Raw genomic sequence first — 25936 nt, 5'->3', positions numbered from 1 at the left:
ACGGGAACTACAAGGGCTACGAGGGCTATGGGGGCTACGAGGACCACTAGGCCGTCACGGCAGCCACACCGGCAACCACACCGGCAGCCACGCCAGCCGCCCTGACGGCCCCCTCACCCCCGCACCGGCCGCTGCACCGCCAGCAGCGCCATGTCGTCCGCCGTCTCCCCGCCTGTGTGCGCCGCCACGTCCTCCACCAGCGCGTCCAGTAGCGCCTCTGGCCCGTGACCGGACCAGACCCGGCCTCCCAGCCGCGCCGCCGGGTCGTAGAAGACGCCGTCGCGGTCGCGGGCCTCGGTCACGCCATCCGTGAAGAGCAGCAGGATGGAGCCGGCCGGGAAGGCCGTCTCGTCCGCCCGGTCCGGCCAGCCGGCCACCTCGCTCATGCCGAGCGGGAGCGCGGGCGACTTAGGCGTCAGCTCGCACAGCTCGCCGTCGGGCGCGAGCAGCAGCGGCGCTGGATGGCCGCGGTTGAGGACCCTCAGGGCAGCGTGTTCGTCCGAGGGCAGTTCCGCCAGTACGGCCGTGGTGAACCCTTCGAACTGGTCGAGGCCCTCCCGCCGACTGCCCTCGCGTTGCAGCGCGCGCTCCAGCCGCCCTGCCACCGCCTCCAGACTGGCCTCCTGTTCGGCGGCCTCCCGGAAGGCCCCGATGACGATCACCGCGGCCTCTACGGCCTCCAGGCCCTTGCCCCGTACGTCGCCGACGATCAGCCGTACGCCGTGCGGAGTGTCCTGGACCGCGTACAGGTCGCCGCCGATCCGGGCGTCCGCCTGCGCCGCCACGTAGCGCGCCGCGACCGCCAGCCCGCCGATCCGCTCGGCGGGTGTCGGCAGCACGGCCCGCTGGGCGGCCTCCGCGACGTCCCGTACGGAGGCCAGCCGGGCGTCGCTCATCCGTACGACCTGGTTGATGCCGAGCGCCAGGATGGCGACCACCAGAACGGTCAGTCCCTCGGTGAAGGACTGGTTGGTGTCCCGTCCCCCGTGGTACGTCACGACCCACGTCTCGGCGGCGACGGCGGCCACCGCGGTCACGGCCGTACTGTGCAGCGAGTACAGCGGCGCCGCCACCAGGGGCGCGGCGGAGAAGAACGGCGCGGCCGTGTAGCGCTCGGGCGTGCCGCTGTCGAAGATCAGCCCCGCCACCAGCAGGATCAGCGGCAGCCAGCAGACGATCCGCTGCCCGAACGGCGACATGCCGGAGCGGCGCCGCCGCCGTTCCCGTTCGCCCGTACGGACCCTGCCGCCTCGACGCACCCGCACCGGCCTGCCTCCCACTCCCGCGCGCCCGTCCGCCCGTCCGAACACCGTCGCCGTCCCAAGGTTTTCCGCTGCCGCGCCGGGCGGCGAATCAGATTGGGCCGTACGGGTCAACCGGACCGGAGGCGGGCGGAGGGCCCGCAGCGCGCCCCGACGGCGCCCGCTCCGCCTCGCACGCCCCCGCTGACATGACAGCGCGCACGCCCGGCCCGCGCCCCCCGCGCACACGACGACGCCCCCGCCCGGAAAGATCCCGGCGGGGGCGTCGTGCGGCGGACCGGAGGGCTCGCCTCCGGCTCGCAGCTGGTGGGCCATCAGGGGCTCGAACCCTGAACCAATGGATTAAAAGTCCACTGCTCTGCCAATTGAGCTAATGGCCCGCACCGAGCAGCATAGCCCGCGTACCCGCCGCAGCCCGAAGGCATTAGCCATCGGAGGGCCGGAGCGGATGCGTCCGCTTGGGGGCGGACGCGGCGGGCCGGCTCGGTGTGCGGTGCGGCGTAGGGCCAACGGGCCGTACGCAGGCCGCAGTTACGGCGCGGGGCCCGCACCGGCTCCCGTAACGATGTACGGAAGTACGGTGCGGGCCCCGCGATGTCAGAGATCCGCGTCAGCCGTTGCGCTTCCAGCGCGGCTTGTCCTCACGGCGGCCGAAGGAGCCGGTGCCGTGGCCGCGGTGGTCGTCACGGCGGCCGTACGGACGGTCGCCGCCGCCCGAGCGGTAGCCGCCCGAGGGGCGGTCGTCGCGGCGGTCGCGGTTGTACGGACGGTCGCCGCCACCGGAGCGGTAGCCGCCGCCCGAGCGGCCGCCGGCGCGGTCGTCACGGTTGAAGGAACGGTTCGGGCGGTCGCTGCGGTCGCGGTTGAAGCCGCCACCGGAGCGGTCGTCCCGGCGGTCGCGGTTGAAACCGCCACCGGAACGGTCGTCGCGACGGAAACCGCCACGGTCGCCGCCCCGCTCGCCACGGTCGTCCCGGCGGAAGCCACCGCGGTCGCCACGGTCACCGCGGTCGTCCCGACGGTCGCGGTTGAAACCGCCACCGGAACGGTCGTCACGGCGGAAACCGCCACCCGAGCGGTCGTCACGGCGGTCACGGCCGAAGCCGCCACGGTCACCGCGGTCGCCACGGTCGTCCCGACGGTCGCGGTTGAAACCGCCACCGGAACGGTCGTCGCGACGGAAACCGCCACGGTCGCCGCCGCGCTCACCGCGGTCGTTGTCCCGGCGGTCCCGGCGCTCGTAGTTGCCCCGCTCGTCGCGGTACGTCGAGCGGCGCGGCGCCTCGTCGGCCTCGGGCTCGGCCTGGGCCGGCACGACGGCCGCCGCGGCCTCCTCCACCGCCGCCTCGGCGGCGGCCAGCGCCTCCGCCGGGTCCTCGCCCCGCTCGCGCGCGGCACGCGCGGTCAGCCGGTTGGCCTCCTCGCGCAGCTCGGCGGCGCGGCGCTGCGCGCGCTCCAGCTCGCGGGACAGCTCCTGGGCCTCGCGCTCGGCCTGCTTGGCGGAGTTGGTCGCGGAGTCGGCCTGCACCTCGGTGAGCGAGCGGGCGCCGGTGATCCGGGCCACGTCCTCGTCGAAGGCGCCGGCGCCGCCGACGATGTGACGCGAGGCGTCCACGCCCGCGTCCTCCATGAGGCGGAAGATCTGGCGGCGCTGGTGCGGCAGGGCCAGCGAGACGACCGTGCCGGACTGGCCCGCGCGGGCGGTACGGCCGGAACGGTGCAGGTAGTCCTTGTGGTCTCCGGCCGGGTCCACGTTCAGGACCAGGTCGATGCCGTCGACGTGGATGCCGCGGGCGGCGACGTCGGTGGCGACCAGGACGTTGACGTAGCCGTCCTTGAAGTCGGCCAGCGTGCGCGTACGGGCGCCCTGCGTCATGCCGCCGTGCAGCGCGTCGGCGCGCACCCCGGCGTCGCAGAGCTGCTCGGCGACGCGGTCGGCGCCGAGCTGGGTGCGCACGAAGATGATGGTGCGGCCCTTGCGGGCGGCGATGGCGGCGGTGACCGGCGCCTTGTCCTTGGGCTTCACGACCAGGACGTGGTGGGTCATGGTCGTGACCGCGCCCTGCGCCGCGTCGACCTCGTGGCTGACCGGCTCGACCAGGTAGCGCTTGACCAGGGTGTCGATCTCGTTCTCCAGCGTCGCGGAGAACAGCATCCGCTGGCCGCCGGTCGGCACCAGGTCGAGCAGCTCGGTGACCTCGGGCAGGAAGCCCAGGTCGGCCATCTGGTCGGCCTCGTCCAGGACGGCGACCTCGACGTCGTCCAGCGAGCAGGCGCCGCGGTTGATGATGTCGCGCAGACGGCCCGGGGTGGCGACGAGGATGTCGACGCCGCGCTCCAGGGCGTAGATCTGGTTGCCCATGGACGTACCGCCGCAGACGACCTTGAGCTTGAGGCCCAGGACGTCGCCGTACGGCTGGAGCGCGTCGCTGACCTGCATGGCCAGCTCACGGGTCGGGGTGAGGATGACGCCGCGCGGGCGCTTCTTCGCGGTGTGGCCGCCGGCCAGGCGGGTCAGCAGCGGCAGACCGAAGGAGAGGGTCTTGCCGGAGCCGGTGCGGCCGCGGCCGAGGATGTCGCGCCCGGCGATGGCGTCCGGGATCGTGGCGGCCTGGATGGGGAACGGGGTGGTGACACCGTTCTGGGCCAGCTTGCGGACGATCTTGTCGTCCAGGCCGAGGTCGGCGAACGTGATCTGCGGCTCGGCGTCCTCGGCGTCCTCGACGACGTCGGCCTCGGGGGCCTCAGGGGCCTCGGCGGTCACGTCCTGCGCGACCGCTTCGGTCACCGCCTCGGTGACGGCCTGGTCCTGCGGCTGGTCCTGCTGGGGGGCCTGCTCGTCGGCCGCGGGCAGGACGGACTGATCAGTGGAAACAGACATGCGAAATGCGAAACCTTCCGGAGTCTCGGCACAGGCACGCGCCCAAACTCCGTGAGACTTCGAAAACGACCGCCTCAATGCGGTCAGCCACGGCAAGGGAGAGAACGCGCCACACGGCGCTGCTTCACGCGCCGGGCAAATGGGATCAAACGATCTACCACCATACTCACCCCGGCCCCCGAAAGGCAAATGCCCTTCCGAACCCCCGTTCGCCACCCCTGTCCCCGGGGCCCTGCCCGCCCCGTGCGCCCCGCCTCCCCGCTCGTACGCCGCTCCCCGTCAGCCCCGGTTACGGCCTCGCCTTCGTACGCAGCCCGGCCCCGTCCGCACACGGCCTCGGCCCACCCGTCAGCCCGAGCTCTCCGGCTGCGAGGGGCCGGGCGGCATGGACGTCGGGGACGGCGCGGGGGAGCTCGGCTCCGGGTCCGGGCTCGCGCTCGGCGTCGGCTTCACGGTCGGAGACGTACGGGGCGGCGGGGAAGGCGCCGAAGGCCGGCTGCTGCCGGGCCGCGACGGCGGGGGCGCCGCGGAACGGGAACGCGACGGCCCGGCCTGCGAAGGCCCGGGAACGTCACCCGACGCGGGCTCGGGCTGCGGCTCCGCCGAGCGCCCCGACGGCGTGCGCCCCTTCGCGGGCGCCCCCGCGTGCCCCTCCGCACCGTGCCCGCCGCCCGCACGCCCCGTCGTACGCCGTGCACTCTCCGTACGGCCGTCCACCGCCCCGCCGTCCGGCGCGGGCCCGCCGTCGTGCCGCGCGGCCGAGCCCGAGGGCTTGGGCGGCGCCGCGTCGCTCACGGCCATGCAGCCACTCAGCGAGGCGGTCAGGGCGGAGGCTGCGGCCACGGCGGCGGCGAGCCGGGTCAGGGCCGGGCCGGTAAGGGGGGAAGCGATCGGGCGCACGGGCGGGACCTCCGGATCCGGGGCGCGGAGACTGCGGAGATGAACGCCCTGCCCAACTCCCGCCGACGGCCGGAGGACACGCGCCGTACGCACGAGATCCGGACCGTTTTCCCCTGATCACCGCCCCGGAGGCCACCGGCATCCCCCCGAACGCCACGAATGCCGCGAACCGCCGGCCGGCCGGTCCCTACCGACGACCGGCCGGTCCCGACCGACCACCGCCACCCGCCGCCGACCTGGCCGCCTCACCCGTACCCCAACGCATGCAGCCGCTCGTCATCGATCCCGAAGTGGTGCGCGATCTCATGGACGACGGTCACCTCCGTCTCCGCCACCACGTCCTCGCGCGTCTCGCACATCCGCAGGGTCGGGTTGCGGTAGACGGTGATCCGGTCGGGCAGCACGCCCGCGTACCACTCGCCGCGGTCGGTCAGCGGCGTGCCCTCGTACAGCCCCAGGAGATCGGGGTCCCCGGCCGGTGGTTCGTCCTCGACGAACACCGCCACGTTGTCCATCAGCCGTGTCAGCTCCGGCGGAATCCGGTCCAGCGCCTCGGCGACCAGTTCCTCGAACTCCTCGCGCGTCATCTCCAGCACACCGCCCATTGTCCGCCACGCCACCGCACCGCAGCGGTACGCCCGGCCCCGCGCCGACGGGCCCGTCGCACGCTCGCCCGCGGCGCCCTCCACGGGCCGCTGCGCGGGCATGACGGGCGCGGCGCCCGGGAATACGCGCCCAATGGCCCGCGTCGCGCCGCCCGGGGGCGACTTCCCCGGTTCCCCCGGTTCCTCCGGCTCCCCCGGCTCTCCCGGTTCCTCCATGCTCCGGCTGCTCCGTGCCGCGCTCGCCCGGGTACGGGGCCTTCCCGCCGCCGTCCTCCGCGACTACCGCTCCCACCACACCGCCCCCACCAGCACCCTCACCCACACACCACACCCCTACGCCCGCGCCCTCGGGCTGATCGCCGTCACCCTGCTCGGCGCCTGGCTGGGGCTGCTGATCGTCGGCAGCATCCACGCGCCGGTCGGGCCGGTGGACACGAACATGACACTGCGCCCGTCGCTCACCGGCGGCACGAAGATCAACGTCTCGCCGCTGGGCGCCCTGGAACTGCGCAGCCACTACGCGCCGATCCGTCTCGATGTCGACGTCGACCGGCTGGATCCCGTACGGTCCCAGGCCCTGGTCGACCACCCGGAACGGTTCGCCGGCCTCCAGGAGCAGGTGACCCGCGACGTCATCAGCGGCACCGGCACCCTCGCCTTCCGCTCCTGCGTCGCGGTCGTCTCCGGCGCCACCGCGCTGGGCCTGGCGGTCTACCGCAGGCCGCGCCGCGCGCTGGCGGCCGGCGGGCTGGCGCTCGCCCTGCTGGCCTCGTCCGGCGCCGCCGCGTACGCCACCTGGAACCCCAAGTCCGTCCTGGAGCCGAAGTTCTCCGGACTGCTGTCCTCGGCACCCTCGGTGGTCGGCAACGCCCGCAACATCGTCAGCGAATTCGACGTGTACCAGCGGGAATTGGCACGCCTGGTGACGAACGTCACCAAGCTGTACGAGGCGACCTCGACGCTGCCCGCGTACCAGCCCGACCCCACCACCATCCGCGTCCTGCACGTCTCCGACATCCATCTGAACCCGGCGGCCTGGCAGATCATCAAGTCGCTGGTGAAGCAGTACAAGATCGACGTCATCATCGACACCGGCGACACCATGGACCACGGCTCGGCCGCCGAGAACGCGTTCCTGGACCCGGTCGCCACGCTCGGCGCGCCGTACGTATGGGTACGCGGCAATCACGACTCCGCCACCACGCAGAAGTACCTGGGAACCCGTAAGAACGCCACGGTCCTCGACGACGGTCGGGCCGTGAGCGTCGGCGGGCTGCGCATCGCGGGCGTCGGCGATCCGCAGTTCACGCCGGACCGCTCGGTCGTCGCGGAAGGCGACTTCGCCGAACGCACGGCGGGCGGCAAGCTGGCCGACTCGCTCCGTACGCAGCGGCTGACCGGCACCCCCGTGGACATCGCGCTGGCGCACAATCCGGTCGCGGCGGCCGAGGCGGACGGCCTGGCCCCGCTGGCCCTGGCCGGCCATATCCACCACCGGGAGAACAGCGTGCTCCCCGGGGGCACCCGGCTGATGATCGAGGGCTCCACGGGCGGCGGCGGGCTGCGCGCGGTGCAGGGCAAGAAACCCGCGCCCGTACAGGCGTCCGTCCTCTACCTGGACCGCCGGACCCGGCACCTCCAGGCGTGGGACGAGATCACGCTCGGCGGGCTCGGCCTGTCGAAGGCCGAGGTCAGCCGCCATCTGCCGCAGGAGAACCGGCCGGGCGCCTCGCCATCGCCGAGCCCCGGGCCGTCCGGCACCCGTTCCCCGGGCGCCTCCGCCGCCCCGTCTGCCACCCCATCCGGCACTCCATCCCCTGGCTCCCCTTGAGCCACTCGGCCCAGTCGGGGCACGGCCCCCGGCCCGGCCGGGACACGGCTCAAGGGTCGGCCGGACCACCCGTCCGGCCGACCCGCCGCGGCCCCCGCCGCCGGGTTCGAACAAACCGTTTTGGCGAACGGTCCCTGCATCCCATATGCTTCTCACGTCCCCGACGGCGCCCCACAAGGCACCAAGGCGGGCCATCAGCCCTCATCGTCTAGTGGCCCAGGACGCCGCCCTTTCAAGGCGGTAGCACGGGTTCGAATCCCGTTGGGGGCACGCATTACCGTGTGCGAGACTTGTTCTCGCACAGTGCAAGGTCCTGTGGAGCAGTTTGGAGTGCTCGCCACCCTGTCAAGGTGGAGGCCGCGGGTTCAAATCCCGTCAGGACCGCTGTGGCTGGGTAGCTCAGTTGGTACGAGCGATCGCCTGAAAAGCGATAGGTCGCCGGTTCGACCCCGGCCCCAGCCACCAGCAGTGGGAAGAGGCCCCGATCTTCGGATCGGGGCCTTTTTCGTCCGCCGCGTGGGGCCGGCCGGGGGCCGCCCCGAAGGACGGCCGCTCCGTACCCGTACGCCTGGCTCCGTTGCCCTGCTCGTACGCGTACCGGCACCGGGTGTCAGGCCCCCGGCGCCCCCGCCCGGTGCACGCCCGACGTGAGCGCCCCCACCTCGCGGCCGCCCGGGTGCCGGTGCCGCCAGGTCCAGAAGACCGCGCACGAGACCAGCGCCCAGCCCGCCAGCACCAGGAACGGGAAGGCGTGCTGCGAGCCGCCGAAGTAGACGGCGGTGTGCTGCGCGTTGACCGAGGCGCCCGGCGGCAGCCAGCGGCCGATGTGCCCGAGGACGGACGGCAGCAGCGGCCAGGAGACCGCGCCACCCGAGGACGGGTTGCCCAGCAGCACCATCAGGCCCCAGGTCGGGATCATGGCCCAGCGCCCGATCAGCGTGTTGAACATCGTGAAGACCATGCCGGACGTGAACATCGTCAGCGCCAGGATCAGCCAGGACTCCACGAAGGGCAGGTCCAGCGCGCCCAGCAGCCAGTCCACGACCGCGGCGATCGCGAAGGCGCCCAGCAGCGCGTACAGCACGGTGAAGGCGATCCGCTCCAGCGGATTGAGCCCGCGCGCGTGCACGCTCAGCTGGATCGCGCCGACGAATCCGATGATCACCGCGGCGAGCGAGATGTAGAAGAGGGCGAGCCCGCGCGGGTCGCCCTTCTGCAGCGGTTTGAGGTCCTTGACCTCGACCGGTACGCCGACCGCCTTGCCCACCTTGGGCCCCGCCTGTTCGAGGACCTGCGCCACCTGGGCGCCCGCCGCCCCGGCCACGTCCAGCTCCATGCTCCGCTCCCGCACCCGCAGGATCGCGAAGACCTCCTGCTCCTCGATGCCCTCCTCGGCCGCGGCGTACGAGTCGTACTCGTGCAGTTGGAGCGAGGCGTTCAGCGCCTTCTCCATGCCGCCGACGAACGCCTTGCCGTGCGGGGAGTCCGGCGGGCCGACCACGGCGGTCGGGATGTGCCGCGGGGTCGGGTTGGCCATGGTGTACGTGTACGAGCCCGCGAAGAGGCCGGCGGCGACGGCGAGGATGAAGACCAGCACGGTGGCGGGCAGGAACGGCGACTTCTTGAACGCGGCCCATCTCTCGGCCTTGGTGGGAGGCCGTCCATGGGCGCCGTGCGGTTGGGGGAGGTCACCGTGCTGATCATCCATAAGGCCACGCTAAAGCACCTATCCCGGACATTCCCCTGGTGGTCGGCCCACGGTGGGAGGGGCCGCGAGGAGGACGGCGGGCGGGCCGGAACGTGCCCGGAAGGCCCGTACGGGCAGGCACGCGGGCCCTCCCGTCCCCGTACCGGCCGCAATTCGTTCGCCACCGTATTCGCGGAGGTGAGATCCTGGGACGCGTATGTCCAGTCAGCCTGCCTCCGCCCGGCCCGACGGTGCCGCCCCCACCCTGCCCGCTCTCCTGGAGCGGCTGCCCGAGCTGATGCTGCGCGACCAGCAGCGGCTGGGGCGCCGGCTCGACGGCGCGCGCCGGATCCGCAAGCCCGAGGCCCGCGCGGCCGTGCTCGCCGAGATCGCCGACGGGATCGAGGAGGCGGAGCTGCGGGTCGAGCAGCGCCGCGCCGCGCTGCCCGTGATCACGTATCCGGAGCAGCTGCCGGTCAGCCAGAAGAAGGACGAGATCCTCGAAGCGATCCGCGACCATCAGGTCGTGATCGTCGCGGGCGAGACCGGCTCCGGCAAGACCACCCAGATCCCCAAGATCTGTCTGGAGCTGGGCCGCGGCGTACGGGGCCTGATCGGGCACACCCAGCCCCGCCGGATCGCCGCCCGTACGGTCGCCGAGCGGGTCGCCGAGGAGCTGCGGACGCCGCTGGGCGAGGCGGTCGGCTGGAAGGTGCGCTTCACCGACCAGGTCGGCCAGGACACCCTCGTGAAGCTGATGACCGACGGCATCCTGCTCGCGGAGATCCAGACCGACCGCGAGCTGCGCCAGTACGACACGATCATCATCGACGAGGCCCACGAGCGCAGCCTCAACATCGACTTCATCCTGGGCTACCTGGCGCAGCTGCTGCCCCGGCGGCCCGACCTGAAGGTCGTCATCACCTCCGCGACCATCGACCCGGAGCGCTTCGCCCGGCACTTCGGCTCCTTCGCCTCCGTACCGGCGGCCGGGGACGGGAATGGGGTCGGTGACGGGGACGGGGACGAGGCCTCCAGCGCGCCGATCATCGAGGTCTCCGGCCGTACGTACCCGGTCGAGGTGCGCTACCGCCCGCTCCTGGAGGAGGGCGGCACCGACAGCGACCGCGACCAGATCACCGCGATCTGCGACGCGGTGGACGAGCTGCAGGCCGAGGGCCCCGGCGACATCCTGGTCTTCCTCTCCGGCGAACGCGAGATCCGCGACACGGCGGACGCGCTCAACAAGAAGAACCTGCCGCAGACCGAGGTGCTGCCGCTGTACGCGCGCCTGTCGCACGCCGAGCAGCACCGCGTCTTCCAGCGCCACACCGGCCGCAGGATCGTTCTGGCCACCAACGTCGCGGAGACCTCGCTGACCGTGCCGGGCATCCGGTACGTGATCGACCCCGGTATGGCCCGGATCTCCCGCTACAGCTACCGCACCAAGGTCCAGCGGCTGCCGATCGAGCCGATTTCGCAGGCCAGCGCCAATCAGCGCAAGGGCCGCTGCGGCCGGACCAGCGACGGCATCTGCATCCGGCTGTATTCCGAGGACGACTTCCTCACCCGCCCGGAATTCACCGACGCGGAGATCCTGCGGACGAACCTGGCCTCCGTCATCCTCCAGATGACCGCGGCCGGCCTCGGCGACATCGAGAAGTTCCCGTTCATCGATCCGCCGGACCGCCGCAACATCAAGGACGGCGTCGACCTGCTGCACGAGCTGGGCGCGCTCGACCCGAAGCAGAAGGATCCGAAGAAGCGGCTCACCCAGCTGGGGCGCAAGCTGTCCCAGCTGCCGGTGGACCCGCGGCTGGCCCGGATGGTGCTGGAGGCCGATCGCAACGGGTGCGTACGCGAAGTCATGGTGATCGCGGCGGCGCTGTCGATCCAGGACCCGCGCGAGCGGCCCGCCGAGAAACAGCAGCAGGCCGATCAGCAGCACGCCCGTTTCAAGGACGAGACCAGCGACTTCCTGGCGTATCTGAACCTGTGGCGGTACGTCCGCGAACAGCAGAAGGCGCTGTCGTCCTCGGCGTTCCGCCGGATGTGCCGCAACGAGTACCTGAACTACCTGCGGATACGCGAGTGGCAGGACATCTACTCGCAGCTGCGTACGGTCGCCAAGACGATGGGCGTCCACCTCAGCGAGCAGGACGCGGCGCCCGACCCCATTCACACGTCCCTCCTCTCCGGTTTGCTTTCGCACATCGGGTTGAAGGACACGGACGCCAAGAACGAATACCTCGGCGCCCGCAGCGCGAAATTCGCGGTCTTCCCCGGCTCGGCGCTCTTCAAGAAGCCGCCGCGCTGGATCATGTCGGCGGAGCTGGTCGAAACGTCCCGCCTGTGGGCGCGGGTGAACGCGAAGATCGAGCCCGAGTGGATCGAGCCGCTGGCCCAGCACCTGGTGAAGCGGACGTACAGCGAGCCGCACTGGGAACAGAAGATGGCCGCGGTGATGGCGTACGAGCGGGTCACGCTGTACGGCGTACCGATCGTCGCCCAGCGGAAGGTGAACTACGGGCGGATCGACCCGGAGACCTCCCGTGACCTGTTCATCCGCAACGCCCTGGTCGAGGGCGACTGGCGCACCCACCACCGGTTCTTCCACGACAACCGCAAACTGCTCGGCGAGGTCGAGGAGCTGGAGCACCGGGCGCGCCGGCGCGACATCCTCGTGGACGACGAGACGCTCTTCGACTTCTACGACCAGCGGCTGCCCGAAGATGTCGTATCGGGTGCGCACTTCGACTCGTGGTGGAAGAAGAAGCGCCACGAGGAGCCGGAGTTGCTCAACTTCGAGCACTCCATGCTCATCAACGAGTCCGCCGAAGCCGTCACCAAGGACGACTACCCGGACTCCTGGCGGCAGGGAAAGCTGAAGTTCCGCGTCACGTACCAGTTCGAGCCGGGTGCCGACGCGGACGGCGTGACCGTCCACATCCCCCTCCAGGTGCTCAACCAGGTCTCTTCCGAAGGCTTCGACTGGCAGATTCCGGGCCTGCGCGAGCAGTTGGTGACCGAACTGATCCGTTCGCTGCCCAAACCGATCCGCCGCAACTACGTACCGGCGCCGAACTTCGCCGCCCGCTTCCTGGACACGACGGTGCCCCTCCAGGGCTCGCTGACCACGTCCCTGGCGGCCGGGCTCCAGCGGATGGTCGGCGTCCCGGTCGACCCGGCCGACTTCGACCCGGCCAGGGTCCCCGACCATCTGAAGATCACGTTCCGGGTGGTGGACGAGCGGCGCCGCAAGCTGGCCGAGGCCAAGGACCTCGAAGCGCTGCGGCTGAAGCTGAAGCCGAAGACGCAGGCGGCCCTGACCAAGGCGTTCACGCAGGCCGCCGAACGGCCCGCCAAGGACGGCAAGGGTCCCGGGGCCGGGGCGACCACCGCCCTCGAACAGCGCACCGGGCTGACGTCCTGGACGCTCGGCACGCTGCCGCGCACCTTCGAGACCCGGCGCGGCGGACAGCCGCTGAAGGCGTACCCGGCGCTGGTGGACGAGGGCACGAGCGTGGCCGTACGCCTCTTCGACACCGAGGCGGAGCAGCAGGCCGCAATGTGGGTCGGCACCCGCCGTCTGATTCTGCTGAATATTTCGAGCAACCCAGCCAAGTTCGCGCAGGGAAAGCTCACCAATCAACAGAAGCTCGCACTGTCGGCCAACCCCCACGGCTCCATCCAGGCCCTCTTCGACGACTGTGTGACCGCCGCCACGGACCGGCTGATCGCCGCCCACGGCGGGCCGGCCTGGGACGAGGAGTCCTTCCGCAAGCTCTTCGACGCGGTGCGCGCCGACCTGGTGGACGCGACGATGCGGACGGTCCAGCAGACCCGGGAGGTGCTGGCGGCCTGGCAGGCGTGTGAGCGCCGTCTCAAAACCACCGCCTTCCCCTCCCTGCTCCCCTCCCTCACCGACATCAAGGAGCAGCTGGCCGCCCTGATCAAGCCCGGCTTCGTGACCGCGCACGGCACGAAGCGGCTGCCGGACCTCATGCGCTACCTGGTTGCCGTCGACCGCCGGCTCCAGCAGCTCCCGAACAACGCCGAGCGGGACCGCTCCCGCATGGCCAAGGTCAAGGAGATGCAGGACGAGTACGCCTGGCTGCTGGAGCAGTTCCCGCAGGGGCGGCCGGTGCCCGCCGAGGCCCGGGAGATCCGCTGGATGATCGAGGAGCTGCGGGTGAGCTACTTCGCGCACGCGCTCGGCACGGCGTACCCGGTCTCCGACAAGCGGATCGTGAAGGCCGTCGACGCGGCGGTGCCCAAGGCATGACCGGTCCCGGGGCCCCTCCCGGGCGGGCCACCGGGACCGGGTTCGACCGCACCCCCTGACCTGCTGTAGAGTCTTGCTTCGCAGCACCGCGCAAGCGGAAGCCGCACCAAGGTCCTGTGGAGCAGTTTGGAGTGCTCGCCACCCTGTCAAGGTGGAGGCCGCGGGTTCAAATCCCGTCAGGACCGCAGTTGATCGGCCCGCATCCTTCCGGATGCGGGCCGTTTGCGTTGCCCCCGGGCCGGGGAGTGTGGACGGGAGTGCCGTCTCCCCGTGGCCTGAAGGCCGGGGGCGTACGGACCGGGGCCTTTCCGCGTATTGACTGGCGCACGCACCACCGATAGTCACGAGGCAAAGCGCGGGGCCGGGAGGAGTGTGCGATGTCGACAGCCGCCAGGCACGAGACCAGAGCACTGCTGCGGGCCCATCTTTCGGCCGCCACGGGCTATCGCCACCTGACCCGCCACTGCCCCGTGTGCGCCCGCCTCCTGCGGCTCGCCATGGAGCCCCGCAGCCGCGCCGCCGACGCCCCTGCCGCCGACTCCGCCGCTCGACCGCCCGCCAGGTCCGCCACGGCCCCCTCCACGGCCTCCGACGCCCCGCCGCGTACGGACCCGGCGTCCCCCGGGGCGACGACGGGGGCGGACGACGCACTCCCGGGCGCATCGGCCTGGGACGAAAGTCCCTCCGCCCGGTGACCAACGGCGGCTTTCCCACCGGCCCCACGGTGGGAGGCTGTTGAGGAGAGAGCGGCGCACCGGCCCTTTATCGCAGCGGCGTTGACGCCACAAGCGTCCGGGCCTGTGACGGGTGTCACCGGACGACTTTCGGGAACCGGGAAGCTTACGGCCGCCCTACACCTGGTCAATTTAATATGTGCAATTGCACCGCCCGCCCGGCAGTCCGCGGACTGGACCGGAGAACGGCGGGGGCCCGCTCCCGGCGGCCCCCGCGGGCGGTGCCCAGCCGGCCGGACCGGCACCGGGCGGGGCTCGGCGCGCGCAAAAAAAATCGCGCTGGACCCGGCGGAGTCCAGCGCGATCATTGACGTACCCAGATGGTGCGGGTGAGGCGCCTGTTGGGGCAGACACCGCGTCATATGGAGCTTTGTGGTGCTAGGTGGTGCTGAGCGGAGCCGGCTGCGGCTCCATGGGCCGGGATCGGGTTGGGGGGCCCGAAAACAGCCCGGTCATGCGGTTGTTCAGGATTCGCTGCGCTGCTGCGGAATGCCCGCGAGCAGTGCGCGAACCTCGGCCTCGCGGTAGCGCCGGTGCCCTCCGAGCGTGCGGATGGACGTGAGCTTGCCTGCTTTGGCCCAGCGGGTCACCGTCTTCGGGTCCACGCGGAACATCGTGGCGACCTCGGCGGGGGTAAGCAGCGGCTCGGCGTCAGGGGTGCGAGCGGTCATGAGCGGCCTCCTCGCGAGAACCGAACCATCACGGTTCTTTCCTCTAAATTCTGCACCTTGACCCGCGTTGCCCGAAATGGCGGACGCGGGCCGAGTCGGTTATAGGACGAACGGCTTGTCCTCGGCACTACAACTACACCATCTGTCCAGCCACGTCGGCCAAACCGATGGAATTGCCCTCTCAGGTGTTCAACCTCGGCGGAAGCCGATGGACCATGCCATAGCGGACAGTCACCCCACCGTGACGATCAGTCACACAGTGACCACCCGCCATCAGACCCACCAAGGAGCGCAATACCGAACTATCCGCCCTTAGTAGGGCGGAAGGGGCCCTTGTCGGGCTCCTTGTCCTATTTTGGCACGAGGGTATGGCTTGGCCGCAAGGCCCGAAGTCAGTGCTTTAGGTCACGCTTGAGGTAATCGTCCGGATCGGGACCTACGTCCCACACCTTCGTCTCAGTAGTGTGCACGAACCTCGTCGGCCGCTGATCATTTTGTCGTTCCGCGGGAACGGCGGGGCCGGCCGGAGCCCGTACGGGCCGCGTCGGGACACCCTACGGACCGCATCGCAAGACCGTACGCAGCGCAGCGGCCCCGCGCACCCCTCCCGCACCCGCCGTCTCAGCTGGCGAACTGCCGCTCGCGCACCTCACGCCACCGGTCCGACAACTTCTCGTACGCCTCGCCCGCCCGGTCGCTGTCACCCTCGCGCAGCGCCGCCAGCCCCTCCGCCACCTCGGCGGCCGACCGGTCCTCGGCGAGCTGCCCCTCGGGCACCGCGTGCACCAGCCCGCCGTAGTCCAGTTCCACCAGCGCCCGCGGGTGGAACTCCTCCAGCCAGCGGCCCACGTCCACCAGGCCGTCGATCAGCGGGCCCTCCTCCAGGGAGTCCCGCAGCGTCCGCAGCCCCCGCGCCACCCGGCGCCGCGCCTGCACCATGGGCGTGCGGTAGCGCAGCACCGGGCCCTGCTCGCTCTTGGTGTACTCCCGCTCGTCGTCGTTGAAGAGCGCGAACCAGCGCACCGGAACGTGCCAGGTGGCGGTACGGATCCACGGCCGGGCGTCCGGGTTGCGCTCCAGCCACTCCTCGTAGTCCGCGGCCGCCTGCCGCCGTACCACCGGCGGCAGCGCCGCGTCCAGCACCGGCGCCGGCAGCAGTTCGGACAGCTCCTCCAGGGCCTGCCAGCCGCGCAGCCGCGTCCGCCAGGGGCAGACGCAGGTCACGCCGTCCACGACCGTGACGAAGGCGTCGCGGCTCTCGTGGACCGGCACCGGAACGGGCGGAGTGGGCAGCAAATCGGCCAGAGACCGCCGAAGTTCGTCCTGAACCGTAGGGGTCCCGGTGCGCCGGGCGTAGCGCGCCCAGTAGGCACGCTCCGGTTCGGGGAACGCTGCCAGCGGCTCGTAGACCCGTAGATATGCCGCGTACGGGACCATCACCGACGACGCCAGGGCCACGCCCGCTCCTTCGATTCCTTCACGATGCCGCCCACGGAAACAACAGCAAAGAATGGCAAAGAGGTGCAAAGTGCCGGGAGTTGGCTCACGCCGCCCGGCCCGAGGTACGGCAAATCGTCCCACGCCCGTCCCCCAGGAGAGGGTGATCCTCCGCACTGCACCGATCAGCGCCCCCTTCAGGTCTTACTCTCTTCCCGACCGGCCCTCCCGCCCTCCCCCCTGCCACAAGTAAGTGGGAGCCACCGGAGGGCGTCCTCCGCGACTTATGGGAGTCACCACCGTGACCGACGTACGTCTTCCCGTCAGCGCCGACGGCGGCGTCCTGCACACCCTGTTCCGTTCCGAACAGGGTGGCCACGAGCAAGTCGTCCTGTGCCAGGACCGCGCCAGCGGCCTGCGGGCCGTCATCGCCATCCACGACACCGCCCTGGGCCCGGCCCTCGGCGGCACCCGCTTCCACGCGTACGCCTCCGAAGACGAGGCCGTGCTGGACGCCCTGAACCTCTCCCGTGGCATGTCGTACAAGAACGCCCTCGCCGGTCTCGACCACGGCGGCGGCAAGGCCGTGATCATCGGTGACCCCGAGCTGATCAAGACTGAGGAACTTCTGCTCGCGTACGGCCGGTTCGTGGCGTCCCTCGGAGGGCGTTACGTGACCGCGTGCGACGTCGGCACGTACGTCGCGGACATGGACGTCGTCGCCCGTACGAACCGGTGGACCACCGGCCGCTCCCCCGAGAACGGCGGCGCCGGCGACTCCTCGGTCCTGACCGCCTTCGGCGTCTTCCAGGGAATGCGCGCTTCCGCCCAGCACCTGTGGGGCGACCCGACGCTGCGCGGCCGCAAGGTCGGCGTCGCGGGCGTCGGCAAGGTGGGCCACCACCTCGTCGAGCACCTCCTCCAGGACGGCGCGGAGGTCGTGATCACCGATGTGCGCGCCGAGTCGATCGAGCGCATCCGCTCCCGGCACCCGCAGGTCGGTGTGGCCGCCGACACCGGTTCGCTGATCCGGACGGAGGGCCTGGACGTGTACGCGCCGTGCGCCCTCGGCGGCGCCCTGAACGACGGGACGGTGCCGGCGCTGACCGCGAAGGTGGTCTGCGGCGCGGCCAACAACCAGCTGGCGCACCCGGGCGTCGAGAAGGACCTCGCCGACCGGGGCATCCTCTACGCGCCGGACTACGTCGTGAACGCCGGTGGTGTGATCCAGGTCGCCGATGAGCTGCACGGTTTCGATTTCGACCGCTGCAAGACCAAGGCGGCAAAGATCTTCGACACCACGCTGGCGATATTCGCTCGTGCGAAGGAGGACGGCATTCCGCCGGCCGCCGCCGCGGACCGGCTGGCCGAGCAGCGCATGGCGGATGCCCGGCGGTCCTGACCCGTACGCCGGGCCGGCGGACGGCAGCGCCCGTCGGCCCGGAACAACGAATTCAGGCCATTTTTCCGGCCGGTCGAGCGAGCGATGTCGACCGTTTCCGACCGTCAATGCCCATCAATGCTCGGGTCCGACCGAAGCTATTCGCGATCCGATCACGCTGTCGGACGGTCCCGGGATGGCCCATATGCCCCTGCGAACGCGGCACCGGTCACGGACCGTGCCGGGCCGCGTGACGCAGGGTGCGGGAAGCGGAGCCGGGTCGTTCGCGTAACGATCTCTGAGCGCTGCGTAAGGGATCACGGGTCGTGAAGGAGACATCGCTCACCACCCGTCGGCGGGTCGCCGGACCGAACAGGTTAAAATCGCAGCTGACCAGCAGGGACGGGGCGTCCTGCCGGTCGTGCCGAGCGGTCGGTGGTGCGGGCGACGTACCGTATGGCCGCGGAAGCAGGTACCGTTAAAGCCCTACGGGCCGGTCTCTCCGTCGAGAGTCCGCTCTGAATCATGAACGCGTGTCAAGACTCTGGGGCCGTCGAGCCCCGTCGTTGAGGGGGTCGAGCCATGGGGCGCGGCCGGGCCAAGGCCAAGCAGACGAAGGTCGCCCGCCAGCTGAAGTACAACAGCGGTGGGACTGATCTCTCACGCCTGGCCGAAGAGCTGGGTGCATCGCCGCAACAGCCGGCACAGCAGCAGCCGCCGAACGGCGAGCCGTTCGAGGATGACGAGGACGACGACCCGTACGCGCGGTACGCCGACCTTTACAACCACGACGACGATGACGAGGACGAGGGCAACTCGTCCCAGCAGCGTCGTCGCGCCTGACGTACGACGTCTCCTCTGTCGTACGTGCACGGTGTGCACAGCATTTCCACGGACCCGGTCCGGGGTAGTCACCTCGGACCGGGTTCTGTGCTGCCCTGTGGGCGGCCGGGTCAGGCGGAGTAGTCACCGGTCAGGGTCACTGCCTCGGTGTGGTCACCACGCTCGACGATCTCGCCGCTGACCCAGGCCTCCACGCCGCGGTCCGCGAGGGTGGCCAGCGCCACGTCCACCGACTCCTGCGGGACGACGGCGATCATGCCGACGCCCATGTTCAGCGTCTTCTCCAGCTCCAGCCGCTCGACGTCGCCGGCCTTTCCGACCAGGTCGAAGACCGCGCCCGGCGTCCAGGTGGACCGGTCGACCGTGGCGTGCAGGTGGTCCGGGATGACGCGGGCCAGGTTGTTGGCCAGGCCGCCGCCGGTGATGTGCGAGAAGGCGTGCACCTCGGCGGTGCGGGTCAGCGCCAGGCAGTCCAGCGAGTAGATCTTCGTGGGCTCCAGCAGCTCTTCGCCGACGGTGCGGCCGAGCTCCTCGACCCGCTGGTCCAGGGACATCCCGGCCCGGTCGAACAGCACATGGCGAACGAGTGAGTACCCGTTCGAGTGAAGGCCGGAGGAGGCCATCGCGAGGACGACGTCACCCGTACGGATACGATCCGCGCCCAGCACCCGGTCCGCCTCGACGACGCCCGTACCGGCACCCGCCACGTCGAAGTCGTCCGCCCCGAGCAGCCCGGGGTGCTCGGCGGTCTCGCCGCCGACCAGCGCGCAGCCGGCCAGCACACAACCCTCGGCGATGCCCTTGACGATCGCCGCGACCCGCTCCGGGTAGACCTTGCCGACGCAGATGTAGTCGGTCATGAACAGCGGCTCGGCACCGCAGACGACCAGGTCGTCCACGACCATGCCGACCAGGTCGTGGCCGATGGTGTCGTAGACGCCCATCCGGCGGGCGATGTCGACCTTGGTACCGACGCCGTCGGTGGCCGAGGCGAGCAGCGGACGCTCGTACCTCTTGAGGGCCGAGGCGTCGAAGAGGCCGGCGAACCCGCCGAGGCCGCCGACGACCTCGGGCCGGGTGGCCTTCTTGACCCACTGCTTCATGAGGTCGACGGCGCGGTCGCCCGCTTCGATGTCCACGCCCGCTGCTGCGTAGCTGGCGCTGGTGCCCGCGTGCGGGGCACGCTCAAAAGACTCGGCAGACATGGCGTTGAGATCTTTCCTGTCGGTGGGTACGAGCTCTACGGGCGGCGCAGCGCGTCGGCGCCGCCGACCCCGGCCGTCAGCGTCTCGACGCCGTCCAGGTCCGGCTTGGACTGGCCCGCGGCCTCCGACTCCAGGAGGTGCTTGCCCAGCAGCTCCGGGTCGGGCAGCTCGATCGGGTACTGACCGTCGAAGCACGCGCGGCACAGGTTCGGCTTGGCGATCGTCGTGGACTCGATCATGCCGTCGATCGAGATGTACGCCAGGGAGTCGGCGCCCAGCGAGGTGCCGATCTCGTCCACGGTCAGCCCGTTGGCGATCAGCTCGGCGCGGGTGGCGAAGTCGATCCCGTAGAAGCACGGCCACTTGATCGGCGGCGAGGAGATCCGGATGTGGACCTCGGCGGCGCCGGCCTCGCGCAGCATCCGGACCAGGGCGCGCTGGGTGTTGCCGCGGACGATCGAGTCGTCGACGACCACCAGGCGCTTGCCGCGGATGACTTCCCTGAGCGGGTTGAGCTTGAGGCGGATGCCCAGCTGGCGGATGGTCTGCGAGGGCTGGATGAAGGTCCGGCCGACGTAGGAGTTCTTGACCAGGCCGACGCCGTACGGGATGCCGCTGGCCTCCGCGTAGCCGACCGCGGCCGGGGTCCCGGACTCCGGTGTCGCTATGACGAGGTCGGCGTCGGCGGGGGCCTCGGCGGCCAGCTTGCGGCCCATCTCCACCCGGGAGAGGTACACGTTGCGGCCCGCGATGTCGGTGTCCGGGCGCGCCAGGTAGACGTACTCGAAGACGCAGCCCTTGGGCTTGACCTCGGCGAAGCGGGAGCTGCGCAGGCCGTCCTCGTCGATGGCGATCAGCTCACCGGGCTCGATCTCGCGGATGAAGCTGGCGCCGCAGATGTCCAGGGCGGCCGTCTCCGAGGCCACCACCCAGCCACGCTCCAGGCGGCCGAGGACCAGCGGGCGGATGCCCTGCGGGTCACGGGCCGCGTACAGCGTGTGCTCGTCCATGAAGCACAGCGAGAAGGCGCCCATGACCTTGGGCAGGACGCGCGGGGCGGCCTCCTCCACGGTCAGCGGCTTGCCGTCCTCGTCGACCTGGCCGGCCAGCAGGGCCGTTACCAGGTCGGTGTCGTTGGTCGCCGCCACCTGGGTCGCGCGGCCGTTCTCCCTGGGGAGCGCGGCGACCATCTCGGCCAGCTCGGCGGTGTTGACCAGGTTGCCGTTGTGGCCCAGGGCTATCGAGCCGTGCGCGGTGGCACGGAACGTCGGCTGGGCGTTCTCCCACACCGAGGCGCCGGTGGTGGAGTAGCGGGCGTGACCCACGGCGATGTGGCCCTGGAGGGAGCCGAGGGAGGTTTCGTCGAAGACCTGGGAAACCAGGCCCATGTCCTTGAAGACCAGGATCTGGGAGCCGTTGCTCACTGCGATGCCCGCGGACTCCTGTCCGCGGTGCTGCAGGGCATACAGCCCGAAATAGGTGAGTTTGGCGACCTCTTCACCCGGAGCCCAGACACCGAAGACGCCACATGCGTCCTGGGGGCCCTTCTCGCCGGGGAGCAGGTCGTGGCTGAGTCGTCCGTCACCACGTGGCACGACACCGAGTCTAGGGCAGGTCCGCGATTCATCCGAACCGGGGATCGAACCCGGACGGGCGCCGAGGGCCCTGGTCCGGGTGGAGGAATGCCGGGCGTGAGCGCCCGCTCACAGACGGAATCGCGCTCCGCGGAGGGCTCGCGGCCATGCTCTTCGCACTCGGGACCCGCCCGATTCGGGCCTTGGGCGGGCACGCACCACCCCCGCTGCGTCCGGTGCCGTACGCCCCGCCGCCCGGGCCCGGCGTGAGATGCGCCACTCGCGCGACCGCGCGTGACGTTCAGGTGAACGCTTCCGGTGATTCCCGGACGTAACGGACCAGCTCGCCGGCGCTCACCCTCCGGCGGGGCAGCTGTCGCCCTGCCCGGCCGACCGCCTGCCGCAATCAGCCCATAAGGGGCAAGTACGGTGCCAGATCGGCCCGTTCGCCGCTGGCGTTCACCGCCGCGTCCTCGACCGCCGTCGGCCAGGTCGTACGGCCGGTGGCCAGGCGCAGCCAGGTGAGCGGGTCGGTTTCGACGACGTTCGGCGGGGTGCCCCTGGTGTGCCGGGGGCCCTCGACACACTGCACGACGGCGAACGGCGGCACCCGGACCTCGACCGAGCCGCCCGGCGCCTTGGTGGCGAGCGCGTCGGCCAGCAGCCGGGTGGCGGTGGCCAGGGCCTGGCGGTCGTACGGGATCTCCAGGCCGGTGGCGGCGGCCAGGTCGTCGGTGTGCACGACCAGTTCGACGCACCGGACCACCAGGAAGTCGGCCAGCCGCATCGCGCCTATACGGACGTCCAGCAGCCGGTCGTCGGGAGCCATGGGGACGGCTTCGGCGTAACGGGCCGCGGCGCGGTCCATGAGGTCCGTCGGCGTGGCCTCGGCCGCCGTCGCGCGGGCGGTCTCGTCGACCTTTCCGGCCAGCGCGCGGGTCGCGGGCGGCCAGGTGGCGAGGGTGACCTCCTGGGCAGGCGGCGCGGGCCGCGCCAGCGCCGCCGGGGCCTGTTCGACGGCCATGGCCAGGTGGGCGACCAGTTCGCGGACCGTCCAGTCGCCGAGGCGGGTGGGCAGCGCGAACTGCTCGGGGGCCAGACGCTCCACGGCGGCGCGTACGTGGCCGAACTGCGCGACGACCGCGGCACGGGTCTTGGCGGAGTCGTAGCTGCGGGCGCGGGACCTGCCGGACGGCTTGCGGGCACTGGGCATGGCGTCGAGGCTACTCGGCAGGCCGTGTGGCGTAGCTCCCCAGACCGCGTTCCACCAGCTCGAAGGCGCGATGGGCGGCGACGACCGCGTCCGGGTACACGGCGTCGGCGGACTCGCCGTCCAGCAGCCTGCGGTGGTTCTCGTTGATGAGCGCGTTACGGGCGGCCATCAACTGGCCCGCGGCGACCTGGGCGTCCATCCGGTCGCCGCCGGCCTCCTCCTCCAGCACCTCGGCGAGCTGCTGGAGGCCGTGCAGCCGGTTGGCGTACGCACGGAGCAGCAGGGCCGGGGACTCCACGATCATCCGGCGGATGCTGAGCACTTCCGCCTGGTCGCACAGGCCGACGGACGGGTCCCGCAGCTCCAGCATCTCGACGAACTGGCGGCAGACCGCGGCGACCGCGGACTCGCCCCGCAGGCGGTTGCGGACGGCCCGGGCCGCGTCCCCGGTGTGGTGCTCCATCGGCTTGAGGACCAGGTCCTCCTTGGAGCCGTAGTAGTTGAAGACGGTCATCTTGGACACATCCGCGGCAGCGGCGATCTCCTGCACGGAGACCTTCTCGAAGCCCCGCTCCAGGAACAGCTCGACGGCGGTCCGCCAGACACGCTGCTCGGTCTGGAGTTTCTTGCGTTCGCGCAGCCCCATCTCCTCAACCATGGCCACCACTGTACCAGGGCAAAAAATAATACCGGACTAAACATTGACTCGGTCCACGCTCCGCGGGCATGGTGCTGCCATGACCACTTCCACCACTTCCACCGCTTCTCCGCGGACTTCGCCGGGCAGTGCGGCTGCCGATGGCGGTGCTGCCGCTGATGACGGTGCGGCCACGGGCGACGATGTGTCCGCGGTCGGCACGGCGGGTGCGGCGGGTTCGGCCAGTGCGGCCGGTGCGGCAGGGCGTTTGCCGGGGGTTGCGGGCTCCCCCGCCGCGCCCGGCGGTATGTCGCAGGCCCGGCTCCGCATCGGCTTCGCCGTCTGCCTCGCGACGATGCTGCTCGCCGTCCTCGACACGAACATCGTCTCGGCCGTGACGGTCCCGATCGCCCGCGAACTGGACCCGCTGCACGGCGTCGACCGCATCCCCTGGCTCATCAGCGCGTTCTCGCTGGCCGCCACCGCGGCCCTGCCTCTGTACGGAAAGCTCTGCGACTCCCTGGGCGCCAAGAAGGTGTTCCTCGGCGCCATCGCCACCTTCCTGCTGGGTTCTGCGCTGTGCGGGGCCGCCCAGTCGATGGAACAGCTCATCGCCTTCCGCGCGGTGCAGGGACTGGGCGGCGGCGGGCTGATGAGCGTCACCATGGTCGTCATCGCCCAGCTCAAGGGGCCGGGCCGACAGGGCACGCGGAAGGGCGCCGGGATAGGCGGGCTGGTCGCGGGGGCCGGCATGGCCTTGGGGCCGGTGGTCGGCGGTCTGCTCGCCGATCACGCCGACTGGCGCTGGATCTTCTACGTCAACCTGCCGGTCGGTATTGCCGTCCTCGTCACCTCCGCGCTCGTCCTCAAGCTCCCGCACCACGGCGAGCGGCACCGGATCGACTTCCTCGGTGCGGCGCTGGCGGCGGCCTTTTCCACCGCGCTGCTGCTGGTGACGGAGTGGGGCGGCCGGGAGTACGGCTGGGGCTCGCCGGTGATCCTCGGCCTGACCGGCGGGGCCGTGGCGCTGCTCGTTCTGTTCCTGTGGCGGCAGGCCACCGCCGCCGAGCCACTGCTCCCCCTGACCATGTTCCGCATACCCGCACTGCGTATCGGCTTCGCCGTGCAGGGACTGGTCGGTGTGGCCCTGATGGGCTCGCTGGTCTACGTGATGATCTACCTCCAGCTGGCCCGCGGCATCGCCCCCACCTCCGCGAGCCTGTTCATGATCCCGGTAGCGCTCGGTATGGCCGGCTCGGGCCTGCTGACGGGCAGGCTCGCCGCCCGCGGGTGGTCGGAGAAGGCATTCGTGATCAGCGGCACGGCCTGCGCCGCCGTGGCCGCGCTGCTGCTCTCGACCAACGGCGCCGACACCGGCCTGTGGGCGGTGCGGGCCGAACTCCTGCTGCTCGGCGCCGGCTTCGGTCAGACGCTGGGACAGCTGATCGTGCTGGTGCAGCAGGCCGCGCCGCGTCACCAGCTCGGAGTGGCGACGACGGGCGTCCGCTTCTTCCAGACGCTGGGCAGCTCCTTGGGCACGGCCTTCTTCGGTACGGTGCTCGCCCGCGTCTACGCCGACCGCGGCCCCGGCGGCTCCACCAGCGCCATACCGGCCCTGAAGGGTGAGGCCCACACCCGAGCCGTGGATGCCTTCAGCTCATCCACGGGCGTGGTCTTCCTCTGCTCGGCGGGGGTGCTGGTGCTGGCGCTGCTCCTGTCGTTGCGCATACGGACTGACGCGCCGACAGGCGCCGAGCGGACGTCCGTACGGCCTTCCGACGACGCGGTGGCCCGCCCCCGGGAAGGGACGGACCACCACACGCGAACGGATCGGCCCGGCCGGACCGGACTCAGCCGAACAGCGCCGGGATCGCCGCCTCATGAGCTTCCCTGAGGTCGCTCAGCGAGATGGTGAACTGGTCCTGGACATCGAGGGTGTCGCCGTCGATGACGCCGATGCGGGTGGCCGGCAGGCCCCGCGCGCCGCACATGTCGGTGAAGCGCAGCTCCTCGCTGCGCGGCACCGCGACGATGGCGCGGCCCGCGGACTCGGAGAAGAGCAGGACGAAGGGGTCCTGGTCGTCGGGGACGACGATGCGGGCGCCGCGGCCGCCCTTGAGGCACGATTCGACCAGCGCCTGCACCAGGCCGCCGTCGGACAGGTCGTGCGCGGCGTCGATCATGCCGTCGCGGGACGCCGAGATCAGGATGTCGGTGGGGTGGATGGCGGCCTCGCCGGTCTGGTTGTACAGCGAGACGTTGCCGCCGGTGACCGGCGTGCCCAGCTCCAGGCATCCGTCGGCCAGGCCGCGGACGGCCTCGGCGAACTGCCACATCACCGCCGGATCCTCCGGCGAGCCGAAGTTCAGGCAGTCCGAGACCGCCAGCGGCTTGGCGCCGGTGGCGGCGACGTTGCGGTAGGCCTCGGCCAGCGCCAGCTGCGCCCCCGCATAGGGGTCGAGTTTGGCGTAGCGGCCGTTGCCGTCGGTGGCGATGGCCACGCCCAGGCCGGAGTCCGCGTCGATGCGGATCATGCCGGCGTCCTCGGGCTGCGCCAGCACCGTGTTGCCCTGCACGAAGTGGTCGTACTGGCTGGTGATCCACGCCTTGGACGCCTGATTGGGCGAGCCCACCAGCGCCAGCACCTGCTCACGCAACTCCGCCCCGTTCGCCGGGCGCGCCAGCTGGTTGGCGTCGTCGGCCTGCAGCGCGTCCTGCCACGCGGGGCGGGCGTAGGGGCGCTCGTAGACCGGGCCCTCGTGCGCGACCGTCTTCGGATCCACATCGACG

17 protein-coding genes and 5 tRNA genes are annotated in these 25936 nt (G+C 71.3%); 10 read left to right on the top strand and 12 right to left on the bottom strand.

Annotation, left to right across the window (positions count from 1 at the left end; all coding sequences use genetic code 11):
* Positions 1 to 113: 113 nt before the first annotated feature.
* From IH45_RS0127345 to IH45_RS0127325, 4 genes are all read right to left on the bottom strand, one after another.
* Positions 114 to 1199: a PP2C family protein-serine/threonine phosphatase gene (locus IH45_RS0127345; RefSeq protein WP_032918523.1), complete on the bottom strand. Its 1086-nt coding sequence runs from the start codon at positions 1197 to 1199 to the stop codon at positions 114 to 116.
* Positions 1200 to 1566: 367 nt separating this feature from the next.
* A tRNA-Lys gene (locus tag IH45_RS0127340) sits at positions 1567 to 1642 on the bottom strand.
* 230 nt (positions 1643 to 1872) lie between these two features.
* Positions 1873 to 4143: a DEAD/DEAH box helicase gene (locus IH45_RS0127335; RefSeq protein WP_030673929.1), complete on the bottom strand. Its 2271-nt coding sequence runs from the start codon at positions 4141 to 4143 to the stop codon at positions 1873 to 1875.
* 1145 nt (positions 4144 to 5288) lie between these two features.
* On the bottom strand, positions 5289 to 5639 hold the full coding sequence (locus IH45_RS0127325; protein ID WP_030673924.1) for a metallopeptidase family protein: 351 nt from the start codon (positions 5637 to 5639) through the stop codon (positions 5289 to 5291).
* A gap of 223 nt (positions 5640 to 5862) precedes the next feature.
* Between IH45_RS0127325 and IH45_RS0127320 the strand changes: the two genes are divergently transcribed.
* The 4 genes from IH45_RS0127320 (at position 5863) to IH45_RS0127305 (ending at position 7944) form a co-directional block, all read left to right on the top strand.
* Positions 5863 to 7479, top strand: coding sequence for a metallophosphoesterase family protein (locus IH45_RS0127320; RefSeq protein ID WP_032918527.1), 1617 nt, complete (start codon positions 5863 to 5865; stop codon positions 7477 to 7479).
* A 197-nt stretch (positions 7480 to 7676) separates the two neighbouring features.
* Positions 7677 to 7749, top strand: a tRNA-Glu gene (locus tag IH45_RS0127315).
* 39 nt (positions 7750 to 7788) lie between these two features.
* Positions 7789 to 7863: transfer RNA gene (locus IH45_RS0127310), tRNA-Asp, on the top strand.
* Positions 7864 to 7867: 4 nt separating this feature from the next.
* Positions 7868 to 7944 (top strand) — tRNA-Phe (locus IH45_RS0127305).
* Between the two features lie 145 nt (positions 7945 to 8089).
* On the opposite strand, the gene IH45_RS0127300 is transcribed toward IH45_RS0127305, so the two are convergent.
* Positions 8090 to 9187, bottom strand: coding sequence for an ABC-2 transporter permease (locus tag IH45_RS0127300; protein ID WP_030673918.1), 1098 nt, complete (start codon positions 9185 to 9187; stop codon positions 8090 to 8092).
* Positions 9188 to 9383: 196 nt separating this feature from the next.
* Between IH45_RS0127300 and hrpA the strand changes: the two genes are divergently transcribed.
* From hrpA to IH45_RS0127285, 3 genes are all read left to right on the top strand, one after another.
* Positions 9384 to 13451, top strand: coding sequence for an ATP-dependent RNA helicase HrpA (hrpA, locus tag IH45_RS0127295; protein WP_030673915.1), 4068 nt, complete (start codon positions 9384 to 9386; stop codon positions 13449 to 13451).
* A gap of 110 nt (positions 13452 to 13561) precedes the next feature.
* A tRNA-Asp gene (locus IH45_RS0127290) sits at positions 13562 to 13636 on the top strand.
* A gap of 192 nt (positions 13637 to 13828) precedes the next feature.
* A complete protein-coding gene (locus IH45_RS0127285) occupies positions 13829 to 14146 on the top strand; it encodes a DUF6274 family protein (protein ID WP_030673912.1) in 318 nt (105 codons plus the stop codon).
* A 503-nt stretch (positions 14147 to 14649) separates the two neighbouring features.
* Here IH45_RS0127285 and bldC read toward each other — a convergent pair.
* Both bldC and IH45_RS0127275 read right to left on the bottom strand, forming a co-directional pair.
* Positions 14650 to 14856: a developmental transcriptional regulator BldC gene (gene bldC / locus IH45_RS0127280; RefSeq protein WP_003980577.1), complete on the bottom strand. Its 207-nt coding sequence runs from the start codon at positions 14854 to 14856 to the stop codon at positions 14650 to 14652.
* Between the two features lie 621 nt (positions 14857 to 15477).
* Positions 15478 to 16314 (bottom strand): hypothetical protein, encoded by an 837-nt coding sequence (locus tag IH45_RS0127275; RefSeq protein WP_030673910.1) that lies wholly within the window; start codon positions 16312 to 16314, stop codon positions 15478 to 15480.
* Between the two features lie 265 nt (positions 16315 to 16579).
* On the opposite strand from IH45_RS0127275, the gene IH45_RS0127270 reads away from it, so the two are divergent.
* Together IH45_RS0127270 and IH45_RS0127265 are read left to right on the top strand one after the other, a co-directional pair.
* Positions 16580 to 17695: a Leu/Phe/Val dehydrogenase gene (locus tag IH45_RS0127270; RefSeq protein WP_030673907.1), complete on the top strand. Its 1116-nt coding sequence runs from the start codon at positions 16580 to 16582 to the stop codon at positions 17693 to 17695.
* Positions 17696 to 18256: 561 nt separating this feature from the next.
* Positions 18257 to 18517: a DUF3073 domain-containing protein gene (locus IH45_RS0127265; protein WP_030673904.1), complete on the top strand. Its 261-nt coding sequence runs from the start codon at positions 18257 to 18259 to the stop codon at positions 18515 to 18517.
* Between the two features lie 110 nt (positions 18518 to 18627).
* Here the strand turns inward: IH45_RS0127265 and purM are convergent, their stop codons facing one another.
* From purM to IH45_RS0127245, 4 genes are all read right to left on the bottom strand, one after another.
* The gene (purM, locus tag IH45_RS0127260; protein WP_030673902.1) at positions 18628 to 19722 is read right to left on the bottom strand and encodes a phosphoribosylformylglycinamidine cyclo-ligase; all 1095 of its coding nucleotides are present in this window, start codon (positions 19720 to 19722) and stop codon (positions 18628 to 18630) included.
* Between the two features lie 35 nt (positions 19723 to 19757).
* Positions 19758 to 21317, bottom strand: a complete 1560-nt coding sequence (purF, locus tag IH45_RS0127255; RefSeq protein WP_030673899.1) for an amidophosphoribosyltransferase — start codon at positions 21315 to 21317, stop codon at positions 19758 to 19760.
* A 385-nt stretch (positions 21318 to 21702) separates the two neighbouring features.
* Positions 21703 to 22509, bottom strand: a complete 807-nt coding sequence (locus IH45_RS0127250; protein ID WP_030673896.1) for a maleylpyruvate isomerase family mycothiol-dependent enzyme — start codon at positions 22507 to 22509, stop codon at positions 21703 to 21705.
* 10 nt (positions 22510 to 22519) lie between these two features.
* Positions 22520 to 23167: a TetR/AcrR family transcriptional regulator gene (locus tag IH45_RS0127245; RefSeq protein WP_030673892.1), complete on the bottom strand. Its 648-nt coding sequence runs from the start codon at positions 23165 to 23167 to the stop codon at positions 22520 to 22522.
* A gap of 286 nt (positions 23168 to 23453) precedes the next feature.
* Here IH45_RS0127245 and IH45_RS0127240 point away from each other — a divergent pair, with 286 nt between their 5' ends.
* On the top strand, positions 23454 to 25040 hold the full coding sequence (locus IH45_RS0127240; protein ID WP_030673890.1) for an MFS transporter: 1587 nt from the start codon (positions 23454 to 23456) through the stop codon (positions 25038 to 25040).
* On the opposite strand, the gene IH45_RS0127235 is transcribed toward IH45_RS0127240, so the two are convergent.
* On the bottom strand, positions 24997 to 25936 hold a 940-nt coding region (locus tag IH45_RS0127235), incomplete at its 5' end, for an AIR synthase related protein (RefSeq protein ID WP_030673887.1). The genes IH45_RS0127240 and IH45_RS0127235 overlap by 44 nt on opposite strands.

Source organism: Streptomyces rimosus subsp. rimosus (genome assembly GCF_000720725.1).
In the GTDB taxonomy this organism is placed as follows: domain Bacteria; phylum Actinomycetota; class Actinomycetes; order Streptomycetales; family Streptomycetaceae; genus Streptomyces; species Streptomyces rimosus_A.
The sequence above is the reverse complement of the archived record's forward strand: the minus strand, read 5'-3'. Positions and strand labels throughout refer to the sequence as shown.

Excerpts from the sequence above, each read along its gene's own strand:
- IH45_RS0127345 (WP_032918523.1), bottom strand. The coding sequence starts at position 1,199 with ATGTCGCCGTTCGGGCAGCGGATCGTCTGCTGGCTGCCGCTGATCCTG.
- IH45_RS0127335 (WP_030673929.1), bottom strand. The coding sequence starts at position 4,143 with ATGTCTGTTTCCACTGATCAGTCCGTCCTGCCCGCGGCCGACGAGCAG.
- IH45_RS0127320 (WP_032918527.1), top strand. The coding sequence starts at position 5,863 with ATGCTCCGGCTGCTCCGTGCCGCGCTCGCCCGGGTACGGGGCCTTCCC.
- IH45_RS0127300 (WP_030673918.1), bottom strand. The coding sequence starts at position 9,187 with ATGGATGATCAGCACGGTGACCTCCCCCAACCGCACGGCGCCCATGGA.
- hrpA (WP_030673915.1), top strand. The coding sequence starts at position 9,384 with ATGTCCAGTCAGCCTGCCTCCGCCCGGCCCGACGGTGCCGCCCCCACC.
- IH45_RS0127285 (WP_030673912.1), top strand. The coding sequence starts at position 13,829 with ATGTCGACAGCCGCCAGGCACGAGACCAGAGCACTGCTGCGGGCCCAT.
- bldC (WP_003980577.1), bottom strand. The coding sequence starts at position 14,856 with ATGACCGCTCGCACCCCTGACGCCGAGCCGCTGCTTACCCCCGCCGAG.
- IH45_RS0127270 (WP_030673907.1), top strand. The coding sequence starts at position 16,580 with ATGGGAGTCACCACCGTGACCGACGTACGTCTTCCCGTCAGCGCCGAC.
- IH45_RS0127265 (WP_030673904.1), top strand. The coding sequence starts at position 18,257 with ATGGGGCGCGGCCGGGCCAAGGCCAAGCAGACGAAGGTCGCCCGCCAG.
- purM (WP_030673902.1), bottom strand. The coding sequence starts at position 19,722 with ATGTCTGCCGAGTCTTTTGAGCGTGCCCCGCACGCGGGCACCAGCGCC.
- IH45_RS0127250 (WP_030673896.1), bottom strand. The coding sequence starts at position 22,509 with ATGCCCAGTGCCCGCAAGCCGTCCGGCAGGTCCCGCGCCCGCAGCTAC.
- IH45_RS0127245 (WP_030673892.1), bottom strand. The coding sequence starts at position 23,167 with ATGGTTGAGGAGATGGGGCTGCGCGAACGCAAGAAACTCCAGACCGAG.
- IH45_RS0127240 (WP_030673890.1), top strand. The coding sequence starts at position 23,454 with ATGTCGCAGGCCCGGCTCCGCATCGGCTTCGCCGTCTGCCTCGCGACG.